This is a genomic window from Streptomyces inhibens, from assembly GCF_022221585.1.
Lineage (GTDB): Bacteria > Actinomycetota > Actinomycetes > Streptomycetales > Streptomycetaceae > Streptomyces > Streptomyces inhibens.
In genome coordinates, this window is sequence record NZ_CP084681.1 from 2,775,230 (window position 1) to 2,797,442 (window position 22,213).

Annotated in this window: 16 protein-coding genes; 9 read left to right on the forward strand and 7 right to left on the reverse strand. The window is 70.0% G+C overall.

The features are described 5' to 3' along the window. The first annotated feature begins 200 nt into the window (after positions 1 to 200). Positions 201 to 374 (forward strand): hypothetical protein, encoded by a 174-nt coding sequence (locus tag KI385_RS12880; RefSeq protein WP_238572312.1) that lies wholly within the window; start codon positions 201 to 203, stop codon positions 372 to 374. An 82-nt stretch (positions 375 to 456) separates the two neighbouring features. Here KI385_RS12880 and dnaE read toward each other — a convergent pair whose 3' ends face one another. Then, complete coding sequence (dnaE, locus tag KI385_RS12885; RefSeq protein ID WP_238572313.1) at positions 457 to 3,999, reverse strand: DNA polymerase III subunit alpha; 3,543 nt, start codon at positions 3,997 to 3,999, stop codon at positions 457 to 459. Positions 4,000 to 4,226: 227 nt separating this feature from the next. Between dnaE and KI385_RS12890 the strand changes: the two genes are divergently transcribed. The 6 genes from KI385_RS12890 to KI385_RS12915 all read left to right on the forward strand — a co-directional run bounded on the left by KI385_RS12890 (position 4,227) and on the right by KI385_RS12915 (position 10,893). Next, entirely contained in the window at positions 4,227 to 5,591 is a 1,365-nt protein-coding gene (locus KI385_RS12890; protein WP_238572314.1) for a DUF2252 domain-containing protein, read from the forward strand. A 122-nt stretch (positions 5,592 to 5,713) separates the two neighbouring features. Continuing rightward, positions 5,714 to 6,379 (forward strand): hypothetical protein, encoded by a 666-nt coding sequence (locus KI385_RS12895; protein ID WP_238572315.1) that lies wholly within the window; start codon positions 5,714 to 5,716, stop codon positions 6,377 to 6,379. A 99-nt stretch (positions 6,380 to 6,478) separates the two neighbouring features. Beyond that, entirely contained in the window at positions 6,479 to 7,336 is an 858-nt protein-coding gene (locus KI385_RS12900) for a thioredoxin domain-containing protein (RefSeq protein WP_238572316.1), read from the forward strand. A gap of 116 nt (positions 7,337 to 7,452) precedes the next feature. Beyond that, positions 7,453 to 8,166 carry a hypothetical protein gene (locus KI385_RS12905; RefSeq protein ID WP_238572317.1) on the forward strand — a complete coding sequence of 238 codons (714 nt, stop codon included), beginning with the start codon at positions 7,453 to 7,455 and terminating at the stop codon, positions 8,164 to 8,166. Between the two features lie 42 nt (positions 8,167 to 8,208). After that, complete coding sequence (locus KI385_RS12910; protein ID WP_238572318.1) at positions 8,209 to 9,159, forward strand: thioredoxin domain-containing protein; 951 nt, start codon at positions 8,209 to 8,211, stop codon at positions 9,157 to 9,159. A gap of 90 nt (positions 9,160 to 9,249) precedes the next feature. Continuing rightward, positions 9,250 to 10,893 (forward strand): alkaline phosphatase D family protein, encoded by a 1,644-nt coding sequence (locus KI385_RS12915; protein WP_238572319.1) that lies wholly within the window; start codon positions 9,250 to 9,252, stop codon positions 10,891 to 10,893. Positions 10,894 to 10,948: 55 nt separating this feature from the next. Here KI385_RS12915 and KI385_RS12920 read toward each other — a convergent pair whose 3' ends face one another. Then, complete coding sequence (locus KI385_RS12920) at positions 10,949 to 11,560, reverse strand: dienelactone hydrolase family protein (RefSeq protein WP_238572320.1); 612 nt, start codon at positions 11,558 to 11,560, stop codon at positions 10,949 to 10,951. Positions 11,561 to 11,665: 105 nt separating this feature from the next. Here KI385_RS12920 and KI385_RS12925 point away from each other — a divergent pair, with 105 nt between their 5' ends. Beyond that, positions 11,666 to 12,751 carry a mechanosensitive ion channel family protein gene (locus KI385_RS12925; RefSeq protein ID WP_281066978.1) on the forward strand — a complete coding sequence of 362 codons (1,086 nt, stop codon included), beginning with the start codon at positions 11,666 to 11,668 and terminating at the stop codon, positions 12,749 to 12,751. Positions 12,752 to 12,773: 22 nt separating this feature from the next. Here the strand turns inward: KI385_RS12925 and KI385_RS12930 are convergent, their stop codons facing one another. The 4 genes from KI385_RS12930 to KI385_RS12945 form a co-directional block, all read right to left on the reverse strand. After that, positions 12,774 to 14,366, reverse strand: a complete 1,593-nt coding sequence (locus KI385_RS12930; protein ID WP_238572322.1) for a Na+/H+ antiporter — start codon at positions 14,364 to 14,366, stop codon at positions 12,774 to 12,776. Between the two features lie 187 nt (positions 14,367 to 14,553). Next, entirely contained in the window at positions 14,554 to 15,495 is a 942-nt protein-coding gene (locus tag KI385_RS12935; protein WP_238572323.1) for an RluA family pseudouridine synthase, read from the reverse strand. Positions 15,496 to 15,563: 68 nt separating this feature from the next. After that, positions 15,564 to 16,166, reverse strand: a complete 603-nt coding sequence (lspA, locus tag KI385_RS12940) for a signal peptidase II (protein ID WP_238572324.1) — start codon at positions 16,164 to 16,166, stop codon at positions 15,564 to 15,566. Between the two features lie 133 nt (positions 16,167 to 16,299). After that, complete coding sequence (locus tag KI385_RS12945) at positions 16,300 to 17,097, reverse strand: TraR/DksA family transcriptional regulator (RefSeq protein ID WP_238572325.1); 798 nt, start codon at positions 17,095 to 17,097, stop codon at positions 16,300 to 16,302. Positions 17,098 to 17,752: 655 nt separating this feature from the next. On the opposite strand from KI385_RS12945, the gene ileS reads away from it, so the two are divergent. Further along, complete coding sequence (gene ileS / locus KI385_RS12950) at positions 17,753 to 20,890, forward strand: isoleucine--tRNA ligase (RefSeq protein ID WP_238572326.1); 3,138 nt, start codon at positions 17,753 to 17,755, stop codon at positions 20,888 to 20,890. Positions 20,891 to 21,077: 187 nt separating this feature from the next. Here the strand turns inward: ileS and KI385_RS12955 are convergent, their stop codons facing one another. Then, positions 21,078 to 22,184, reverse strand: coding sequence for a DivIVA domain-containing protein (locus tag KI385_RS12955; RefSeq protein ID WP_238572327.1), 1,107 nt, complete (start codon positions 22,182 to 22,184; stop codon positions 21,078 to 21,080). Between the last annotated feature and the right edge of the window lie 29 nt (positions 22,185 to 22,213).

Here is a 22,213-nt window from a genome sequence, read left to right on the forward strand (position 1 = left end):
GCTTCCTTCGAGTCTGCCCGACCGTACGGGCGTTATCTGCCCGAACTCGATCATCGGCGTGGCGGATTCGGCGGGGATCCCGAGTACAGCGCGTGATCGGCCGTTTTACGCACGGTAATTGTCCGAAATGCAGGCTTCTGTCCGGCGTGTAAGTCTGGTCCCGGCCCAGATCCCAGATTCCCCCTCAGGAGGCAACGGTCATGGCCAAGGACAAGAAGCAGAACCGCAGTCAGCAGCAGAAGGCCTCCGCGGCCGAGCGCGGCCAGCAGGAGGCCCAGAAGTCGTCCATGGAGGCGCAGGCCAAGTCCGCCGCCACAGGCTCCCCCTCGGATCTCGCCCGCAAGAACCGCGAGCGCCGGTTCGGCCACAACTGACTTGTCCCGCAGATGAGTTGAGGGGCGCGTCCACTACGGGCGCGCCCCTCGGGGTAACTCGGCTCAGCGGTTCACCGCGGGGTCAGCCCGCCAGGCAGGACGGGCCGAGCAGCACCTTCAGATCGCCGAACAGCGACGGGTCGGGCGTGACCCGGTGGCGGTCGAGTCGGAGCACGGTCGTCTTGCGCGCCCCCTGCAGCTTGATCCGCACCTCCGTGGAGCCGCGGTGGCTGCTGAGCACCTCGCCCAGCTTCTCGACCATCGGCGGGGTGACCTTGACCGTCGGAATGGTGATCGTCACCGGCGCGTTGGTACCCGCCTCGGAGAGATCGGGGACCATCATCTCCATGGCGACCAAGCGCGGGATGTCCTCGCGCTTGTCCAGCCGGCCCTTGACGAAGACCACGGTGTCCTCGACGAGTTGGGTGGACACCAGCTGGTAGGTCGCCGGGAAGAACATGCAGTCGATGGAGCCGGCCAGGTCCTCGACGGTGGCGATGGCCCAGGCGTTGCCCTGCTTGGTCATCTTTCGCTGCAGACCGGAGATGATGCCGCCGATCGTGACGATCGAGCCGTCCGAGTAGTCGCCCCCGGTCAGCTGGGCGATGGCGGCGTCCGCCTTGTCGGACAGTACGTGTTCCAGGCCGAAGAGCGGGTGGTCGGAGACGTAGAGACCGAGCATCTCGCGCTCCTGGGCGAGCAGATAGGTCTTGTCCCACTCGATGTCCGAGAACTCGACGTCCAGGCCGAAGCCGGGGCCCTCGTCGGCGCTGTCGTCGCCCATGCCGCCGAAGAGGTCGAACTGCCCCTCGGCCTCCTTGCGCTTTACCTGGACGACGTTGTCGATCATCGGTTCGTAGTGCGCCGTCAGGCCCTTGCGGGTGTGGCCCATCTCGTCGAAGGCGCCGGCCTTGATCAGTGACTCGGTGGTGCGCTTGTTGCAGACGACCGCGTCGACCTTGTCGAGGTAGTCGGGGAAGGAGAGGTACTTCCCCTTCGCCTTGCGGCAGCGGATGATCGAGTCGACCACGTTCTGACCGACGTTACGGACCGCGGTGAGGCCGAAGAGGATCACGTCGTCGCCCTGGGCGGCGAAGTTCGCCTCGGACTCGTTGACGTTGGGCGGCAGCACCTTGATGCCCATACGACGGCACTCGTTCAGATAGACCGCCGACTTGTCCTTGTCGTCGCGCACGGAGGTCAGCAGCGCGGACATGTACTCGGCCGGGTAGTTGGCCTTGAGGTAGGCGGTCCAGTAGGTGACCAGGCCGTACGCGGAGGAGTGCGCCTTGTTGAAGGCGTAGCCGGCGAACGGGACCAGGACGTCCCACAGGGCCTGGATCGCCTGGTCGGAGAAGCCCTTCTTCTTCGCGCCCTCCTGGAAGAGCACGAAGTTCTTCGCCAGCTCCTCGGGCTTCTTCTTGCCCATGACGCGGCGGAGAATGTCGGCCTCGCCGAGGGAGTACCCGGCGATGATCTGGGCGGCCTTCTGGACCTGCTCCTGGTAGACGATCAGGCCGTAGGTGAGGCCGAGGACCTCCTTGAGAGGCTCCTCCAGCTCCGGGTGGATCGGGGTGATCTCCTGGAGGCCGTTCTTGCGCAGCGCGTAGTTGGTGTGCGAGTCCATGCCCATCGGGCCCGGGCGGTACAGGGCCGAGACGGCGGAAATGTCCTCGAAGTTGTCGGGCTTCATCAGCCGCAGCAGCGAGCGCATCGGGCCGCCGTCGAACTGGAAGACGCCGAGCGTGTCACCGCGGCAGAGCATCTCGTAGGTCTTGGGGTCGTCCAGCGGGACGGAGAGCAGCTCCAGCTCGACGCCCTTGTTGGCCTTCACCATCTTGACGGCGTCGTCCATGATGGTCAGGTTGCGCAGGCCCAGGAAGTCCATCTTCAGCAGGCCGAGCGACTCGCACTGGGGGTAGTCCCACTGCGTGATGGTCACGCCGTCCGTGTGCCGCACCCAGATCGGGGCGTGGTCGACGATGGGCTCGCTGGACATGATCACGCCGGCCGCGTGCACACCCATCTGCCGGACCAGGCCCTCGACGCCCTTGGCGGTGTCGATGACCTTCTTCACGTCCGGTTCGTTCTCGTACATCCCCCGGATCTCGCCCGCCTCGCTGTAGCGCGGGTGGCTCGGGTTGGTGATGCCGTCGAGGTCGATGCCCTTGCCGAGGACGTCGGCGGGCATGGCCTTGGTGAGGCGGTCGCCCATCGCGTACGGGTAGCCGAGGACACGCGCGGAGTCCTTGATGGCGTTCTTGGCCTTGATCTTGCCGTAGGTGCCGATCATGGCGACCTTGTCGGCGCCGTACTTCTCCGTGACATACCGGATCACTTCGACGCGCCTGCGCTCGTCGAAGTCGATGTCGACATCGGGCATGGAGACGCGCTCGGGGTTGAGGAACCGCTCGAAGATCAGCCCGTGCTCGATCGGGTCGAGGTCGGTGATGCCCATCGCGTACGCCACGATCGAACCGGCCGCGGAGCCTCGGCCGGGGCCGACCGCGATGCCGTTGTTCTTGGCCCACATGATGAAGTCGGCGACCACGAGGAAGTAGCCGGGGAACCCCATCTGGATGATGACGTCCATCTCGTACTCGGCCTGCTTCTGGCGGTCCTCGGGGACGCCGCCCGGGAAGCGGCGCTTCATGCCGACCCGGACCTCCTCCTGGAACCAGGTGACCTCCGTGAAGCCCTCCGGGATGTCGAACTTCGGCATCAGGTCGCGCTTTTCGAACATCCCGCTGACGTCGATCTGGTCGGCGATCAGCTGGGTGTTGGCGCAGCCCTGCTGCCAGGCGTCCGAGGAGTCGATGGCGTACATCTCCTCCGTGGACTTGAGGTAGTAGCCCGTGCCGTCGAAACGGAAGCGGTCCGGGTCGGAGAGGTTCTTACCGGTCTGGATGCACAGCAGGGCGTCGTGCGCCGTGGACTCGTGGGCGTAGGTGTAGTGCGAGTCGTTCGTCACTAGCGGCGGGATGCCGAGTTCCTTGCCGATCTTCAGCAGATCGTCGCGGACCCGGCGCTCGATCTCGATGCCGTGGTCCATCAGCTCAAGGAAGTACCGGTCCTTGCCGAAGATGTCCTGATACTCACCCGCGGCCTTGCGCGCCTCGTCGTACTGCCCCAGCCGCAGCCGGGTCTGCAGTTCGCCGGAGGGGCAGCCGGTGGAGGCGATCAGGCCCTCGGACCACTGGGCGATGGTCTCCTTGTCCATCCGCGGCCACTTCTGCAGCCAGCCCTCCGCGTACGCGTCCGAGGACAGCCGGAAGAGGTTGTGCAGACCGGTCTTGTTCGCCGCCCAGATCGTCTTGTGCGTATAACCACCCGAACCCGAGACGTCATCGCGCTTCTGGTGCGGCTGGCCCCACTGGACCTTGCGCTTGTTGCGCCGCGACTCCGGCGCCACATACGCCTCGATCCCGATGATCGGCGTCACCCCGGCCTTCTTCGCCGAATGGAAGAAGTCGTACGCGCCGTGGAGGTTGCCGTGGTCGGACATGGCGATATGCGTCATGCCCATCTCGTTGCACGCCGCGAACATGTCCTTCAGCCGCGCCGCACCGTCCAGCAGTGAGTACTGGGTATGGACGTGCAGGTGCGTGAACGGCGGCTTGGCCACGGCGGAAGACCTCCGGAAAACAGTCGGCGGCTGGGGGCACCTCCCAGCGGTGGCCGGGGGGTGAGACGGTCTTGAAGTCTACGACTCCCGACCGACAATCGCGGGTACGCAGGTGACGCTCGCGGGGCACTCACGAGTAGCCTCGCCCGTTGTCAGTGGCAGATCGGCGACCGATGATCTGCCACGTATCTCCGTACCATCTTCCGCACCTCAGGAGGCACCCAGCGATGCCGTCCCAGCACGCCCCGGCACAGGACGCCGCGCAGCGCGGCGAGGAGATCCTCGCCGTTTTCGACACCGCCTTCGGAGAGCTGCTGGCCGCCGACCCCGCCGCCTTCCGCGTGAAATTCCGGAAGATGGCCGCCTCCGCCTTCGCCTTCTACCGGGGCACGGCGTGCCTGTTCTACCGGGACCTGGAGGCGCTGGCCGCGGCGGACGGCGGGACCAAGGACCGCGGCCCGTATCTGGACGAGCGGACCGGCCGGGTGTGGATCCACGGCGATCTGCACGCCGAGAACTTCGGCACGTACATGGACTCCATGGGCCGGCTGATCTTCAACGTCAACGACTTCGACGAGGCGTACGTCGGCCCGTTCACCTGGGACCTCAAGCGGTTCGCCGCCTCGGTCGCGCTGATCGGCTACGCCAAGGCGCTCAGCGACGAGCAGATCACCGACCTGGTGCGCACCTACGCCGCCGCCTACCGGGAGCGCATCCACGCACTGGCCTCCGGGGCGAAGAGGGCCGACAAGGACGCAGTGCCGCCCTTCACGCTGGACACCGCCGAGGGCCCGCTGCTGGACGCGCTGCGCGACGCCCGCTCGCTGACCCGCTTCGGGCTGCTGGACTCGATGACGGAGATCCGCGACTTCGAGCGGCGCTTCGCGGCGGGCGGCGGCAGCGTCGAGCTGGACGCGGCCACCCGCTACAAGGTGCTCGCCGCCTTCGACGGCTATCTGGAGACGCTGCCGGAGTCGAGCCTGGACCGCCCGGACTCCTACCGGGTCAAGGATGTGGTGGGCCGGCGCGGTATCGGCATCGGCTCGGCCGGTCTGCCGTCGTACAACATCCTTCTCGAGGGCAACAGCGATGCCCTGGAGAACGATGTGGTGATCTACATGAAGCAGGCGCAGACCCCGGCGGTCTCCCGGCACATCACCGATCCGCAGGTCCGCGGCTACTTCCAGCACGAGGGCCACCGCACGGTCATCTCGCAGCGCGCCCTCCAGGACCACGCCGACCCGTGGCTGGGCTGGACCGAGCTGGACGGCGCGGGCCAGCTGGTCGCCGAGATCTCGCCGTACGCGGTCGATCTGGACTGGTCCGACATCGACGACCCGGAGGAGATCGCCGCGGTCGTGGCCGACCTGGGCCGGGCCACCGCGACCATGCACGCCGCCGCGGACGACGAGAGCGGCCACTCCCTGGTGCCGTTCTCGACGGAGCGGGCCATCGACGCGGCCATCGCGGCCGACGAGGACGGCTTCGCGCCGCTGCTGGTGGACTTCGCGCACTCCTACGGCGCCCGCGCCCGTGCCGACCACCAGGTCTTCGTGGACCTCTTCCGCAACGGCCGGATCCCGGGCCTGTAGGGCCGAAGGGCTCTGGAGGCGGGGGCGCCCGATGATTCCCGTACGCACCGATTTTTCCGGTACGCAGGGCTTCGGGCCCCCTTAGCCGCCCCTTATCCCGGCCCATGGCACACTCGGCTGCAATGGACATCTCGGCGGCACACCTGCGGGCACTGCGCGCAGCGCTCTTCACGGCGCTGTGCGTCACGCTGTCCTCGGCGTCCCATGTGCTGCTGTCCCATATGCCGCTGCCGCTGACCACCGTCGCCGCGCTCTCGGCCACCGTCTTCGTCATCGCCTACGCGCTGGCCGGCCGGGAGCGAAGCTACGGCCGGATCGCGGCGCTGCTGGTCCCCCTGGAGCTGGCCGCCGACACGGTCTTCAGCATCGGCCAGCACACCTGTTACGGGGAGGCCGGCGGCCCGGTCACCGGCCCGCTGCGCTCGCTGGGCGTGGATCTCCTCTGCGGCGGCGGCACCATCGGCACCCCGTTGATGCGGCTGTCCGGGGACGACACCGCACCCGCACCCGCCTCGGCCTGGCTGCTGCTGCTCGCGGCGCATCTGGCCATCGGGCTGCTGGCGGCCGGCTGGCTGCGCCGCGGTGAGGCCGCGCTGACCCAGCTGCTGGGCGCGGTGGCCGGCTTCGCCTTCCGTCCGCTGCTGATCGCCGTCGCGGTCATCGGCGCCACCGCCGCCCCGCGCCGCCCGGCGCCCGCCCCCGTACGGACCGGGCACACCGCCCGCACCGTCCCCCTGCTCGTGCACTGTGTCGTCCGCCGTGGGCCGCCCTGCACGCTCGCTGCGTAGGCCTCCGGCCCCGCAGCAGGCCTACGCCCGCGGTGCGCGCGTACGCGCCCGCCAGGACGCACCTCCCTTCCCACGGATTCCCACGGAGCAGGAACAGCCATGAGCAACCGCAACAACCAGGCCAACAAGCAGGCAGCCCGCGAGCGGCTGCGCGCCGAGCGTGAGCGGCAGGCGAAGAAGGAGCGGGTCCGCCGGCAGCTGACCGTCGGCGGTGCGATCGTCGGCGTGCTGGCGATAGCCGGCGGCATCGCCGTGGCGGTCGCCAACACGGGCGGCGGCAGCGACTCCGCCGCCACCGCGGCCGCGGGCAGCGACGTCTGGGCGAAGGCCGCGAAGGCCAACCTCGTCAAGCCCGCCAACACCACCGGCGCCAAGGGCACCACCGTCGTCATCGGCAAGCCGAACGCCAAGAACACCCTGAGCCTCTTCGAGGACCCGCGCTGCCCCGGCTGCGCGGGCTTCGAGCAGAACGTCGGGGAGACCGTCGAGAAGGACATCAAGGACGGCAAGTACAAGGCGTCCTACCACCTCGGCACGTTCCTCGACGCCAACCTCAAGGGCACCGGCTCCAAGAACGCGCTCAGCGCGCTGGGCGCCGCCCTCAACGTCAGCTCGGACGCCTTCCTGAAGTACAAGTACGCGCTGTACTCGAAGGAGTTCCACCCCGAGGAGACCGGCCCGGACAAGTTCGCCGACGACAGCTACCTGATCAAGGTCGCCGACACCATCCCGGCGCTCAAGGGCAACGCCGCCTTCCAGAAGGCCGTCAAGTCCGGCACGTACGACCGCTGGGCGCTGGAGATGTCCACCGAGTTCAACTCGCACAAGGAAGTCACCAGCACCCCGACCGTCAAGGTCAACGACACCGTGATCGGCACGGACAGCCCGCAGGGCAAGGTCGCGCCGTCCTCCCTGGCCGAGTTCACCTCCATGGTCGACAAGGAACTGAAGCACTGAGCAACACAGGGCACTGACGCGGGCGATGGCCCGCCCCGGCCGGCGTGCGGACCGCACGCCGGCCGATGCCAAATCTTGACTCCGCCTTGTGCCGTGCACATGGCAGACTCCCGCCCATGCAGGCGACGGGAGTGCGCCCGGGCGCCCGGCCGACGGCCGCGCCGGGGGCCGAACTCAGGACGGTGCGCGCGGCGTTGTTCACCGCGCTGTGCACCACCCTGTCGGCGACCTCCCATGTGCTGCTCTCGCGCGCCCCGCTGCCGCCGGTGACGGTCGCCGCGGTCTGCGCCGGCATCTTCGCCGCGGCCTATGCGCTGACCGGCCGGGCTCGTGGCTACGGCGCCGTCGCCGCGCTCCTGGTGCCGCTGGAGCTGGCCGCCGACACCGTCTTCACCACCGGACAGCACGCCTGTTACGGCCGCGCCGGCGGCCCGGTCACCGGCCCGCTGCACTCCGTCGGCGTCGATCTGCTGTGCCGGGGCGGCGAGTTGGGCACCCCGCTGGCGCGCATGGCCGCCCATCCCTCCGCACCGCTGCCGCCGGCCGTCCCGGCGGCCGCCCCCTGGCTGCTGCTCGCCGCCCATCTCGCGGTCGGCCTGCTCGCCGCCGGCTGGCTGCACCGCGGGGACGCCGCCCTGGACGCCCTGTTGCGGGCGGCCGCGGCGGCCACGTTCCATCCGCTGCTGACCGCGGTCACGATCGTCACGGCCGCGCTCACCCCGCCCCGCCGGCAGATCCGCCCCCTGCACCCGATCCCGCCGGCCCGCCCGCTCCCCCTCCTCGTGCACTGCGTACGGCGCCGCGGCCCGCCCTGCCCGTCCGCCGCCTGACCAGCCCGTACGAGCCACCACGGACCCCGAGGGGGATCACCCATGAGCAACCGCAACAGCCAGACCAGCAAGACGGCAGCCCGTGAACGTATCCGCGCCGAGCGCGAACGTCAGAAGAAGAAGGAGAAGCTGCGCCGCCAACTCGTCGTGGCGGGCGCGGTGATCGGCGCACTGGCGTTGGCCGGCGGCGTCGGCTTCGCCGTGATGAAGGCCAACGAGCCGACGGGCTGGGAGGCCGCCAAGGAGGCCGAGCTCGTCGCCCCGGCACACACCCAGGGCAAGAACGGCACCGAGATCCTGATAGGTGACAAGAACGCCAAGGAGACCCTGGAGGTCTTCGAGGACGTCCGCTGCCCGGCGTGTGCGGCCTTCGAGCAGAGCAGCGGCAAGGCCCTGCTCAAGGACATCGAGGACGGCCGGTACAAGGTCCGCTTCACGATGTACAGCTTCATCGACGGCCTGTCGGGCGGCGAGGGCTCGAAGAACGCGCTGAGCGCACTCGGGGCGGCGCTGAACGTCAGCCCGGAGGCGTTCTTGAAGTTCAAGGCGGCGCTGTACTCCACCAAGTACCACCCCGACGAGCGCGAGGACCTCTACGCCAAGGACTCCGAACTGCTCAAGGTCGCCGGCGAGGTGCCCGAGCTCAAGAACAACAAGGCGTTCGCCACGGCGGTCAAGAAGGGCACCTACGACCGCTGGACGATGGACATGACCGCGCTGTTCGGCCGTAAGGGCGTCAAGGGCACGCCCACCTTCATGCACGGCGACAAGAAGCTGGTGATGGACGAGATCCCGCAGCGGCGGATGACGCAGGCGCAGTACAACCAGCTCGCCCAGGCCAACTTCAAGAAGATGATCGACAAGGAGTTCGGCCCGGCGAAGGGGACCGCGGGACAGGGCTCGGGCAAGGACTCGGGCAAGAGCGACAGCACGGGCGAAGGCGGAGCGAAGGGCATCCGCGAGGGCGAAAAGGACCCCTCGGGCGCGCACTGAGTGCCGTATGGGCAACGGGTGGGCGAATTCTCGGAATTCCCGGGGAACCGCCCTCCCGAAGCCACTTACCGACCAGTAGGGTGATCGGCCGTGACCGATCATGACCAGATCTCGCGCCGCACTGCCGTTACGGCCGTAGCCGCCACCGCCGCACTTCTGCCGTTCGCCGGCGCCGCCACCGCGCACGCCCAACAGGCCCCGGGCCAGGGCCGGTTCTTCCAGCACGGCGTCGCCTCCGGTGACCCGCTCCCGGACGGCGTCCTGCTGTGGACCCGGGTCACGCCGACCCCGTCGGCCACCCCGGGCTCCGGCCGCGGACCGGCCACCAAGGTGAGCTGGGAGGTGGCGAGCGACCAGGGCTTCGCCACCGTCGTCGCACGGGGCGACGTGACCACCTCGGCGGCCGCCGACCACACCGTCAAGGCGGACGTCCGCGGCCTGCGCCCGGCCACCCCCTACTACTACCGCTTCACCGTCGACGGGCAGCGTTCCCCCGTCGGCCGCACCCGCACCGCACCCGCGCACGACGCCGCGGCCGGCAACGTCCGCTTCGGCGTGGTCTCCTGCGCCAACTGGGAGGCCGGCTACTTCTCGTCGTACCGGCACCTGGCGGCCCGTACGGACCTGGACGCGGTGCTGCATCTCGGCGACTACCTCTACGAGTACAAGTCGGGCGAGTTCCCCGACTTCAAGTACGTCGTCCGCCCGCACTCCCCCGCCCATGAGCTGCTCACGCTCGCCGACTACCGCATCCGGCACGGCGTCCACAAGACCGACCCGGACGCGCTGGCCATGCACGCCGCCCACCCGGTCATCGCCATCTGGGACGACCACGAGTTCGCCGACAACGCCTGGAAGGGCGGCGCGGTGAACCACACACCGGGCGCCGAGGGCTCCTGGTCCGCGCGGATGGCCGCCGCGAAGCAGGCGTACTTCGAGTGGATGCCGGTGCGGCCGTCCATCGCCGGCACCACCTACCGCAGGCTGCGCTTCGGCACCCTCGCCGATCTGCATCTGCTGGATCTGCGCTCGTTCCGCGACGAGCAGGCCAAGCCGGGCAGCGGCGCGGTCGACGACCCGAGCCGGACGATCACCGGGCGGGCCCAACTGGACTGGCTCAAGGCCGGCCTTACCCGCTCGGACACCGCCTGGCGGCTGGTCGGCACCTCGGTGATGGTCTCGCAGGTCGCGTTCGGCTCCATACCCGCGCATCTGCTCGGCCCGCTCGCCGAGATCCTCGGCATCCCCAAGGAGGGCCTGGCGGTCAACACCGACCAGTGGGACGGCTACACCGACGACCGGCGCGAGCTGCTCAGCCACCTCAGCGACCGCGGTATCGACAACACCGTGTTCCTGACCGGCGACATCCATATGGCCTGGGCCAACGATGTACCGCTCCAGGCGGCGACCTACCCCACCACCCGGCCGGTGGCGACGGAGTTCGTGGTCACCTCCGTCACCTCCGACAATGTGGACGACTTCCTGCATGTCGCCCCGCACACCATCTCACTGGCCGGTGTCGCCGCCATCAGGGCCGCCAACCGGCATGTGAAATGGCTGGACATGGACTCGCACGGCTACAGCGTCCTGGACGTCAACGCCGAGCGTACGCAGATGGACTACTTCGGTATCTCGGACAAGACGGACCCGAACGCCACCAGCAAGCTGCTGCGCTCGTACCGCACCCGGTCCGGCAGCCAGCAGATGGAGCGGGCGGACCAGCCGGTGGGCTGAAACCCACCGGCATCACCGGCCTCACCGGCACCGACAGCCCCGCCTGCCCGCGGTGCTACAGCTCGGCGAGGAACCCCAGCGCCACCTTCCAGGCGCTCTCCGCCGCCTGTTCGTCGTAGTCCGGCAGATCGGGGTCGGTGAACAGATGGCCGGCGCCGGCGTAGCGGAAGACCTCTACGTCCGCGCCGGCCCTGCGCATCTGCAGATACCAGGCGTTCAGCCAGTCGTGCGGCTCGTACGGGTCCGGGTCGGCGACATGCAGCTGCACCGGCAGCTCGTCGGCCACGGTGCCCTCCGCGATGTCGGAGGTGCCGTGCAGCAGAAGCAGCCCGCGGGTCTTCTCGTCGCCCAGCGCGAGATTCTGGGCGACCGAGCCGCCGAAGGAGAAACCGGCGTAGACCAAACCGCGGTCGGAGTACGGCGCGGCGGCCGTGATGGCGCGCTTGAGCAGCTCCTCCTTGCCGATCTCGTCCTTGATCACGATGCCGTCCGGCACCGATTCGGCGGTCCGGCCGTCGAACAGATCGGGGACGATCACCTCATGTCCCGCGGCCCGCAGCCGGTCCGCCGCCGCGTGCACCGCGGGACGCAGTCCGCACACCGAATGAAACAGGACAATCGTCGAGGACCCGCTGGTCGAAGACTCGGTGGAGGCCGGCACTGACATCACTTCCCTGGGTTGGATCGCACTCCCCCCATCGTGCCAGCTACGGTCGGTAGGACCGGCAGGAGCACACCGCGCCGCACCACGCGAAGGAGGGACCCCATGTCCCTGGAGGACATGCTGCGTCCGATCGCCGTCGTCGGCGGCTCGATCGTCGTCACGCTCATCCTGGTCTGGGGCACCGACCGGGCGCTGTGCCGGATCGACGCCGGACACCCCGAAACCCCGCTGTGGGGGCTGCTGCGCCGCTGCCGGATACCCCTGCAAGTGGCGCTCTGCGCGGCCCTGTTGCGCGGCTCGTACGACGAGACCGGGCTGAAGATCGTCGAGGAGCACGCGGACGGGATCGGCCGGGCGCTGAGCCTGGTCCTGATAGCGGCCACCGCCTGGCTGGTCGTACGGGCCGCGGCGGCGATCGTCGAGTCGTCGTACTCGCGCTATGCGGCGAGCGCCCGGGATGCGGCGCGGGTGCGGCGGGTGCGGACCCAGGTGACGCTGATCCAGCGGGTGGTGACGGCCGTGGTGATCGTCGTCGCGGCCGCCTCGATGCTGCTGACGTTCCCCGCGATGCGGGCGGTCGGCACGTCCATGCTGGCGTCGGCCGGACTGCTGGGCATCGTCGCCGGTATCGCCGCCCAGTCCACCCTCGGCAATCTCTTCGCGGGGCTGCAGATCGCCTTCGGCGACATGGTGCGGATCGGGGACACGGTCGTCGTGGACGGCGAGTGGGGCACCGTCGAGGAGATCACCCTGACGTTTCTGACCGTACGGACCTGGGACGAGCGCCGGATCACCATGCCGGTGTCGTACTTCACAGGCAAGCCGTTCGAGAACTGGTCGCGCGGCGGCTCACAGATGACCGGCAGCGTCCTCTTCCACCTCGACCACAGCGCGCCGGTGGAGAAGATGCGCCAGCGCCTGCACGAGATCCTCCAGGAGTGCCCGGACTGGGACGGAAGGTCCTGGAGCCTGGTGGTCACCGACACCACCGCGTCCACGATCGTGGTGCGTGCCCTGGTCACCGCCCGCGACGCGGACACCATATGGACGGTGCGCTGCGAGGTCCGCGAGCGGATGATCGAGTGGCTGCGGACCGAGCATGCCTACGCGCTGCCGCGGATCAACACCGCGCCGGCACACCTGGAGCTGGACCACGACGCCGTCGGCCGGGGCGAGGAGCGTCCGCGGCGCTGAGCCCCCGTCAGAGCGGGCCCCGTCACGGCACGGGGCGCAGGCTCCGCATGTCCAGGTGCCGCAGCACCCGGTCCACGACCTCCGGGTCCGCACCCGGCTCGCTGCGCGCGGCCAGCACCTCGTGCCGGGCGGCCGAGAGCATCTCGTTCTGGATGCGCTGCACCTTCTTCAGCCGGCTGATGCGCTTCTCGAACAGCTCGCGCCGCTCTTCGTCGACGATGTCCGGCGCGATACGGGCGCCGACGTCGTACGCCCGGCGCGCCAGCTGATCCCTGACCTCCTCGGGCAGCTCCTCGACCTCCATGATCTCCTTCAGCCGCCGCTTGGACGCCTTGATCACCCGGATCGCCAGCTCCCGCTCCAGCGCGTCCACGGCATCGGTGTCGGCCCGCACCCGGAGCTTGCGTACGAGCCAGGGCAGGGTGAGGCCCTGGACGAGGAGGGTGGCGAGCACCACAGCGAAGGCGATGAAGAGGATCTCGTCACGGGCCGGGAAGGCGCTGCCGTCGATGCCGTACGGGATGGCCAGCGCCAGCGCCACCGAGGCCACCCCGCGCATCCCCGACCACCACATGATGAGCGTCTCGCGCCAGCTCATCGGGATGTCCTCGTCGTAGTCGCGGCGCTTGTGCATCCGCTTGGCCAGCCAGGCGGCGGGCAGCAGCCAGGCCAGGCGGACGGCGACGACGACCCCGGTGACCGCGGCGCCGGCGCCGAGCAGCTCGCCCCAGCGGCCGGACGCGGCCCCGAGGATGCTGTGCAGCTCCAGGCCGATCAGCCCGAAGGCGACGCCGGTGACGAGGGTGTCGATGACTTCCCAGAAGGTGTATCCGGCGAGCCGGCCCAGCACATCGTCCGCATCGACCGCGTACTCGGCGAGGAACAGCCCGGTGGTGAGCACCGCGAGCACCCCGGAGCCGTGGAACTCCTCGGCCAGGACGTACGCGATGAACGGCACCATCAGCGTCAGACCGATCTGCAGCGTCGGGTCGCCGAGCAGCCCCATCACCTTGTTGGCGACCCAGCCGAGCAGCAGGCCGACCACCGTGGCGACCGCGGCGGACAGCACCAGCGAGCCGAGCGCGACGGGCACCGAGAAGGTCCCGCTGACCATCGCGGCGAGCGCGACGTGGTAGAGCACGATCGCGGTGACATCGTTGAACAGCCCCTCGCCCTCCAGGATCGAGACCAGCCGGCGGGGCAGCCCGAGCTTGCCGGCGACGGCGGTCGCGGCGACCGGGTCGGGCGGCGCGACCAGCGCACCGAGCACCACCGCCGCGGCCAGCGGCATACCGGGCACCACCGCCTGCGCGACGGCGGCGACGACGGCCGTGGTGGCGAAGACCAGCGCGACGGCGAGAAGGAAGATCGGCCGGATGTTGGCCGCGAACTGCCGCCAGGAGGTGCGCTGCACGGCCGCGTAGAGCAGCGGCGGCAGCACCACCGGCAGGATGTACTCGGGCGGGATCTCGACATTGGGCACGAACGGCACCAGCGCCAGGACGGCACCGGCGAGGGTCATCAGCACCGGTGACGGCAACCCCAGCCGGTCGCCGACCGGAACCATGATCACGGCTCCGAGCAGAAGGACGAACATCAGAGCCAGCTGATCCACGGTGGCTACGCTCCGGGGTGGGATTCGAGCACTTTGCCCCAAGCGTGCCATGGCGACTGCGGTTGGCCGCCGTGTCGGCGTCCGTAGCGTTTCCGCACGTCCGCGGCCGCCGGCCGGGCCGGCGGCCGCGGTACGTCAGGAGGACGGCGGCCGCGGTACGTCAGGAGGCCGGCGGCCGCCCGCCGGATCAGCCGCTCTCGTCCCGGACGGTGTCCAGGGCGTGCCGCAGATCGTCCGGGTAGGCGCTCTCGAACTCGACCCAGCGCCCGTCGGACGGGTGCTCGAAGCCCAGCCGGACCGCGTGCAGCCACTGCCGGCCGACGCCGAGCCGCTTGGCGAGCGTGGGGTCCGCGCCGTATGTCAGGTCACCGACGCAGGGGTGGCGGTGCGCGGCCATGTGCACCCGGATCTGGTGGGTGCGGCCGGTCTCCAGCTTGATGTCGAGCAGGCTGGCCGCGCGGAACGCCTCGATGAGGTCGTAGTGCGTGACGGACGGCTTGCCCTCTGCGGTGACCGCCCACTTGTAGTCGTGCTGCGGGTGCCGGCCGATGGGAGCGTCGATGGTGCCGCTCATCGGGTCCGGGTGGCCCTGGACCAGGGCGTGGTAGCGCTTGTCGACCGTACGCTCGCGGAACTGCTGCTTGAGCAGGGTGTAGGCGCGCTCGGACTTGGCGACCGCCATCAGGCCCGAGGTGCCGACGTCGAGGCGGTGCACGATGCCCTGGCGCTCGGCGGCACCGGAGGTGGAGATGCGGTAGCCGGCCGCGGCCAGACCACCGATGACGGTGGTTCCGCTCCAGCCGGGGCTCGGGTGCGCGGCGACACCGACCGGCTTGACGATCACGACGATGTCGTCGTCGTCATGCACGATCTCCATGCCCTCGACGGGCTCGGCGACGATCTCCACGGGCGGCGCGGCCTGCGGCATCTCGACTTCCAGCCAGGCGCCGCCGCGCACCCGCTCGGACTTCATCACCTCGGATCCGTCGACCCGGACCTTTCCGGCGGCGGCCAGCTCGGCCGCCTTCGTACGGGAGAAGCCGAACATCCGGGCCAGCGCGGCGTCGACGCGCTCGCCCTCCAGGCCGTCCGGTACGGGCAGGGTGCGGATCTCGGGAATGGTGCTCACCCCACGAGTATGGCAGTTACGCCATGGTGTCCCGCCCGGCGGCCGGGGCCGGGGAGCCCGACGGCCCGTCAGTCCTTGTGGAGCGTGCCGTCGGGGTCGAGCCCCCGGAAGGAAAGGATCACGATCAGGATGCCGCCGCAGACGATCGCGGAGTCGGCGAGGTTGAAGACCGCGAAGTGCGCGGGGGCGATGAAGTCGACCACCGCACCCTCGAAGACGCCCGGCGAGCGGAAGATCCGGTCGGTGAGGTTGCCGAAGGCGCCGCCGAGCAGCAGCCCGAGCGCGAGGGCCCAGGGCAGGCTGTAGAGCTTGCGGGCGATCCGGGCGATCACCACGATCACGGTCGCCGCGATGATCGTGAGGAAGATCGTCAGCGCCTCGCCGATGCTGAATGCCGCACCGCGGTTACGGATCACCTCGAACTGCAGCAGCGTCCCGATGACCTCGACGGGCGCATGGTGTTCCAGTTTGGCGACCACGAGAAGCTTGCTGCCCAGGTCGAGCAGGTAGACCAGGAGCGCGACCACCAGCAGCGCGCCGATCCGCCGCTTGCCGCGGCCGGCGCTCTGCTCCGGCTCCGCCGGTCCTCCCGCTTCGGCTCCCGCTGTGGGATCCGCTCCGGAGCCCGGCTCGGGTTCCGGGGTACCGGTGATGCGTTCCGCCTCTGCCACGTGTGAGTCCCTCAGCCCGTCGTGTCCGCGGCCAGGCTGCGCCTGGCTGAGTCACGAGAGTACGGCACACGCGTACGCACCCGGGCGGTACGGGTGCCGCGCGCGACAACGGGACTTCGCGGACCCGCCCGCCTCAGCGGCGCTCCTGCTTCTGCTTGCACTCCACGCACAGCGTCGCCCGGGGGAAGGCCTGCATCCGGGCCTTGCCGATCGGGTTGCCGCAGTTCTCGCACAGCCCGTAGGTGCCCGCGTCCAGCCGGCCGAGGGCGCGCTCGGTCTGGTGGAGCATCTCGCGCGCGTTGGAGGCGAGCGCCAGCTCGTGTTCACGGGTGATGTTCTTGGTGCCGGTGTCGGCCTCGTCGTCGCCCGCGCCGTCGCCGGAGTCCCGCATCAGCCCGGCGATGGCGTCCTCGGCCGAGGTGATCTCCGTCCGCAGCCGCACCGCCTCGTTCATCAGCTCGGTCCGCGCCGCGGTGACCTCGGCGGGCGTCCAGGGGTCCTCACCGGGCCGTACGGCCAGCTCGTCCGGCGCCGCGGCCAGCCGGGCCAGGGGCACCGCGGAGTCGTTGCCGTGCGCCTTGGCCGTTGCGGCCGTCTTCTTCGCCACCACCGTGTTGGCTCCCGTCTTCTTAGCGGGCACCGCGGCCTTCTTGGCCGGAGCCTTTTTCGCGGTCTTCTTCACCGCTGTCTTCTTCACCGCTGTCTTCGTCGCGGTGGCGTTCTTCGCCGTCGTCTTCTTCGGCACCGCCTTCGTGGCCGTGGCCTTCCCGTGCGAGGTCGTGTGGGCCGCCGTCTTCTTGGCGGCCGTCTCCTTGGCCGCCGCCTTCTTGGCGGTCTTCTTCGGAGCGGTCTTCTTCGGGGCAGGCTGCTTCGCGACGGCCTCGTCGGCAGGCGTCGTGCTCTTCTCCGCGGCGGTCTTTTTCGCCACCATGGCCGCGACCCCTTCACATATGTGACTTTGTTCGCGAATCGTGACGGGAACGATAAATCGCTGCACGGCACGCGGCAACGGGACGCACCGCCCGTACGGTCCTGCCGCGCGGCCGGGACGTCCGGTCTGCCTCGGTTGTGCCCCGCTCCCCGCCCCGTAATCCGCCCGGCGATCCACCACCCGGCTTCTCGCCATTCGGGTCACCGCGAGCGGCCGGACGTGGGGCGGGAGGCTCGCCGTACGGGGCCGGCGCCCGGCCCCGGCCGCCGGCCGCCGGAAATCCGGTCGGCGGAAATCGGTCGGCCACTGTCTGCGCGGCCCCGTACACTGGGCCCAGCGAGAGGCATTGATGGGACGAGTAGCGTCGGACGCAGCCTGCAGCGACCCGGGGATGGTGGAAGCCCGGGGGCGTGCACGACGTGAAGATCACCCCGGAGCCGCCGGAAGAAAGCTTTGGACAGTGGGCTCCGCCCACGGGCTTGGACAGTGGGCTCCGCCCACGGGCCTCAAGCCACCCAAGGCGAGTAGAACCGGCAGCGCGACCCCAATGAGGGGGCGGTGCAGTGGCACCGCCAAGGAGGGTGGTACCGCGGGAGCCGAGGCTCTCGTCCCTCCGGACGGAGAACGCAGCAGGTGTCCGCCGGAGGAAACCCCGATGAGTCCGCAGCCCCAGTACCGCCAGGTACCCGCCCAGGTAGACCTCCCCGCCCTTGAGCACGCCGTGCTCGAGTTCTGGCAGGAGCAGAAGGTCTTCGCCCGTACCCTCCAGCAGTCCGAGGGACGGCCCGAGTGGGTCTTCTACGAAGGCCCCCCGACGGCCAACGGCATGCCCGGCGCCCACCACATCGAGGCGCGCGTCTTCAAGGACGTCTTCCCCCGCTTCCGCACGATGCAGGGCTACCACGTCGACCGCAAGGCCGGCTGGGACTGCCACGGCCTCCCGGTCGAGCTGGCCGTGGAGAAGGAACTGGGCTTCAACGGCAAGAAGGACATCGAGGCGTACGGCATCGCCGAGTTCAACGCCAAGTGCCGCGAGTCGGTGACCCGCCACACCGACGCCTTCGCCGAGCTCACGACCCGTATGGGCTACTGGACCGACCTCGATGCCCCGTACCGCACGATGGACCCCGACTACATCGAGTCGGTGTGGTGGTCGCTGAAGGAGATCTTCAACAAGGGCCTGCTGGTCCAGGACCACCGCGTCGCCCCCTGGTGCCCGCGCTGTGGCACCGGTCTGTCGGACCACGAGCTGGCGCAGGGCTACGAGACGGTCGTCGACCCCTCGGTCTTCGTCCGCCTCCCGCTGACCTCGGGCCCGCTGGCCGGCGAGGCCGCACTGCTGATCTGGACGACCACCCCCTGGACCCTGGTCTCCAACACGGCCGTCGCCGCGCACCCCGACGTCACCTACGTCGTCGCCACCGACGGTACGGAGCGGCTCGTCGTCGCCGAGCCGCTGCTGGAGAAGGCCCTCGGGGAGGGCTGGACGGCCACCGGCCGCTCCTTCACCGGCCGCGAGATGGAGCGCTGGGCCTATGAGCGCCCGTTCTCCCTCGTCGAGCTGGAGGGCGCCAACTTCGTCGTCAACGCCGAGTACGTCACCACCGACGACGGCACCGGCCTCGTCCACCAGGCCCCGGCCTTCGGTGAGGACGACCTCAAGACCTGCAAGGCGTACGACCTGCCGGTGATCAACCCGGTCCGCCCGGACGGCACCTTCGAGGAGCAACTGGCGCTGATCGGCGGCCAGTTCTTCAAGAAGGCCGACGAGGCGCTGGTCACCGACCTCGACGCCCGCGGTCTGCTCTTCAAGCACGTCGCCTACGAGCACAGCTACCCGCACTGCTGGCGCTGCCACACCGCGCTGCTCTACTACGCCCAGCCGTCGTGGTACATCCGCACCACCGCGGTCAAGGACGCCCTGCTCCGGGAGAACGAGAACACCAACTGGTTCCCCGAGTCGGTCAAGCACGGCCGCTACGGCGACTGGCTCAACAACAACATCGACTGGGCGCTGTCCCGCAACCGCTACTGGGGCACCCCGCTGCCCATCTGGCGCTGCGAGGAGAACCACCTCACCTGCGTCGGCTCGCTCACCGAGCTGACCGAGCTGACCGGCACCGACCAGTCGGGCCTGGACCCGCACCGTCCGTTCATCGACGAGATCACCTTCGCCTGCCCGACCTGCCAGGGCACCGCGACCCGCGTGCCCGAGGTCATCGACGCCTGGTACGACTCGGGCTCGATGCCGTTCGCGCAGTGGGGCTACCCGTACCGCAACAAGGAGCTGTTCGAGAAGCGCTACCCGGCGCAGTTCATCTCGGAGGCCATCGACCAGACCCGCGGCTGGTTCTACACGCTGATGGCCGTCGGCACCCTGGTCTTCGACAAGTCGTCGTACGAGAACGTGGTCTGCCTGGGCCACATCCTCGCCGAGGACGGCCGGAAGATGTCCAAGCACCTGGGCAACATCCTCCAGCCGATCCCGCTCATGGATCAGCACGGCGCCGACGCGGTCCGCTGGTTCATGGCCGCCGGCGGCTCGCCGTGGGCCGCCCGCCGGGTGGGCCACAGCACCATCCAGGAAGTCGTCCGCAAGACGCTGCTGACGTACTGGAACACCGTCGCCTTCCAGGCGCTGTACGCCCGTACGTCGAACTGGGCGCCGTCCGCGTCCGACCCGGCCCCCGCCGACCGCCCGCTGCTGGACCGCTGGCTGCTCGGCGAGCTGAACACGCTCACCGAGCAGGTCACCCAGTGCCTGGAGACGTTCGACACCCAGCGGGCCGGCAAGCTGCTGTCGTCCTTCGTCGACGACCTCTCCAACTGGTACGTCCGCCGCTCCCGCCGCCGTTTCTGGCAGGGCGACGCGTCCGCGCTGCGCACCCTGCACGAGGTCATCGAGACGGTCACCCGGCTGATGGCCCCGCTCACCCCGTTCATCACCGAGCGGGTCTGGCAGGACCTGATCGTCCCGGTCACGCCGGACGCCCCGGAGTCCGTCCACCTGTCCACGTGGCCGGTCGCCGACCAGGCGCTGATCGACCCGGCGCTGTCGGGCCGGATGCAGCTGGTGCGCCGGCTGGTCGAGCTGGGCCGCGCGACCCGCGCCGAGTCCGGTGTGAAGACCCGCCAGCCGCTGTCCCGTGCGCTGGTCGCGGCGCACGGCTTCGCGGATCTGCCCGAGGACCTGCGCGCGCAGATCGCCGAGGAGCTCAACGTCAGCTCGCTGGCGTCGCTGTCGGAGGTGGGCGGCTCACTCGTCGACACGACGGCGAAGGCCAACTTCCGTGCACTGGGCAAGCGGTTCGGCAAGGGCGTCCAGGCGGTCGCCAAGGCCGTCGCCGCGGCGGACGCCGCGGCCCTCTCCCTCGCGCTGCGCGAGGGCACGGCGAGCGTCGAGGTCGACGGCGAGACCGTCTCGCTCGCGCCCGACGAGGTGATCATCACCGAGACCCCGCGCGAGGGCTGGTCGGTGGCCTCCGACGCGGGTGCGACGGTCGCCCTCGACCTGGAGATCACCCCGGAGCTGCGCCGGGCGGGCCTGGCCCGCGACGCCATCCGGCTGATCCAGGAGGCCCGTAAGAACAGCGGTCTGGATGTCGCCGACCGGATCGCGCTGCGCTGGCGGTCCACCGACGAGGAGCTCCGTACGGCGCTGACCGACCACGCCGGCCTGATCGCCGACGAGGTGCTCGCCACCGACTTCACCCCGGGCGAGGCGGACGGTTCCTACGGCCCCGCGTTCACGGACGAGGGCCTGGGCCTCACCTTCCAGCTCCGCAAGGCGTAACCGCCCGGCGCTGCCGGTACGTCCGTACGACGCTCCGAGCCCCCCGACGCGACCCGCGTCGGGGGGCTTTGTCATACCGGGACGTTCTCACCCGGAGGCCGACAACTTCACGCAAAAGGGCCGGGCCCCGAAGGAATGTTCCCTCGGGGCCCGGCCCTGATTGCCGACTGTGCGCGCTACGCGGGCGTCAGTTGTCGTCCTCGTCGATCAGGAAGCCGCGCATCGGCGACGGCGTCTGCTGCATCGGCTGCGGGCTCTGCGGCCGCACCGGAGCCATCGGCTGGGTCATCGCCGGCGACATCTGCTGCTGACCGCCATAGGACGGACCGCCGCTGGACTGACCGGCCATGGAGTGGTTGCCACTCATCGACGGGCCGCCACCCATGGTGTGGTTGCCGCCCATGGTGCCCGCACCCGCCGACGCCATCGACGGGGACGGCGGCAGCGAAGGTGCAGCCGGGGTCCGCGGCGGGGCCAGCGAGTCGTCCGCCTGGTTCTCCAGCTGACGCAGCTGGCTCTCCAGGTAGGACTTCAGCCGCGTGCGGTACTCGCGCTCGAAGCCGCGCAGGTCCTCGACCTTGCGCTCCAGCGTCGCGCGGGCCGACTCCAGCGAGCCCATCGCCACGCGGTGCTTCTCCTGCGCGTCCCGCTCCAGCGCATCGGCCTTGGCGCGGGCGTCCCGCTCCAGGCCCTCGGCACGGCTGCGCGCCTCGCCGACGATCTTGTTGGCCTCGGAACGGGCCTCCGCGATCGCCTGGTCGGCGGTCTGCTGTGCCAGCGACAGCACGCGTGCGGCGCTGTCACCGCCGGGGCCACCCTGCTGGGGAGCCTGCGGCAGCTGCTGGGGTCCGCCGGGGCCGCCCATCGGGCCACCCATCGGACCGCCGGGGCCCATCGGACCGGGACCGTGCGGTCCCTGCGGGCCGTGACCGCCAGGACCTGGGGGCAGCTGCGGTGCACCACCGGGCAGTTGGGGCGGGCCACCCATCCCCTGCTGCTGCGGCGGGACCGGCTGCGGACCTGATATGGCGGCGGGCACAGGAGCCCCGGGCCTCTGCTGCTGGTCCTGCTGCTGGTCGGGTCCCTTGCGCAGGCCCTGCTGCTGCTGGTTCTGCGCGGCGGCGCGGGTGGCAGCGGCCAGCTTGGCGCGAAGGTCCTCGTTCTCCCGCAGGAGCCGGGTCAGTTCGGCTTCGACCTCATCGAGGAAGGCATCGACCTCGTCCTCGTCATAGCCTTCTCGGAGGCGGACGGTCGTGAACTGCTTGTTCCGCACGTCCTCGGGGGTCAACGGCATCTCTACTTCACCTCAACGTAGTCGTCGGC

Excerpts from the sequence above, each read along its gene's own strand:
- KI385_RS12920 (WP_238572320.1), bottom strand. The coding sequence starts at position 11,560 with ATGTCAGTGCCGGCCTCCACCGAGTCTTCGACCAGCGGGTCCTCGACG.
- KI385_RS12895 (WP_238572315.1), top strand. The coding sequence starts at position 5,714 with ATGGACATCTCGGCGGCACACCTGCGGGCACTGCGCGCAGCGCTCTTC.
- KI385_RS12905 (WP_238572317.1), top strand. The coding sequence starts at position 7,453 with ATGCAGGCGACGGGAGTGCGCCCGGGCGCCCGGCCGACGGCCGCGCCG.
- KI385_RS12880 (WP_238572312.1), top strand. The coding sequence starts at position 201 with ATGGCCAAGGACAAGAAGCAGAACCGCAGTCAGCAGCAGAAGGCCTCC.
- KI385_RS12890 (WP_238572314.1), top strand. The coding sequence starts at position 4,227 with ATGCCGTCCCAGCACGCCCCGGCACAGGACGCCGCGCAGCGCGGCGAG.
- KI385_RS12955 (WP_238572327.1), bottom strand. The coding sequence starts at position 22,184 with ATGCCGTTGACCCCCGAGGACGTGCGGAACAAGCAGTTCACGACCGTC.
- KI385_RS12945 (WP_238572325.1), bottom strand. The coding sequence starts at position 17,097 with ATGGTGGCGAAAAAGACCGCCGCGGAGAAGAGCACGACGCCTGCCGAC.
- KI385_RS12900 (WP_238572316.1), top strand. The coding sequence starts at position 6,479 with ATGAGCAACCGCAACAACCAGGCCAACAAGCAGGCAGCCCGCGAGCGG.
- ileS (WP_238572326.1), top strand. The coding sequence starts at position 17,753 with ATGAGTCCGCAGCCCCAGTACCGCCAGGTACCCGCCCAGGTAGACCTC.
- KI385_RS12910 (WP_238572318.1), top strand. The coding sequence starts at position 8,209 with ATGAGCAACCGCAACAGCCAGACCAGCAAGACGGCAGCCCGTGAACGT.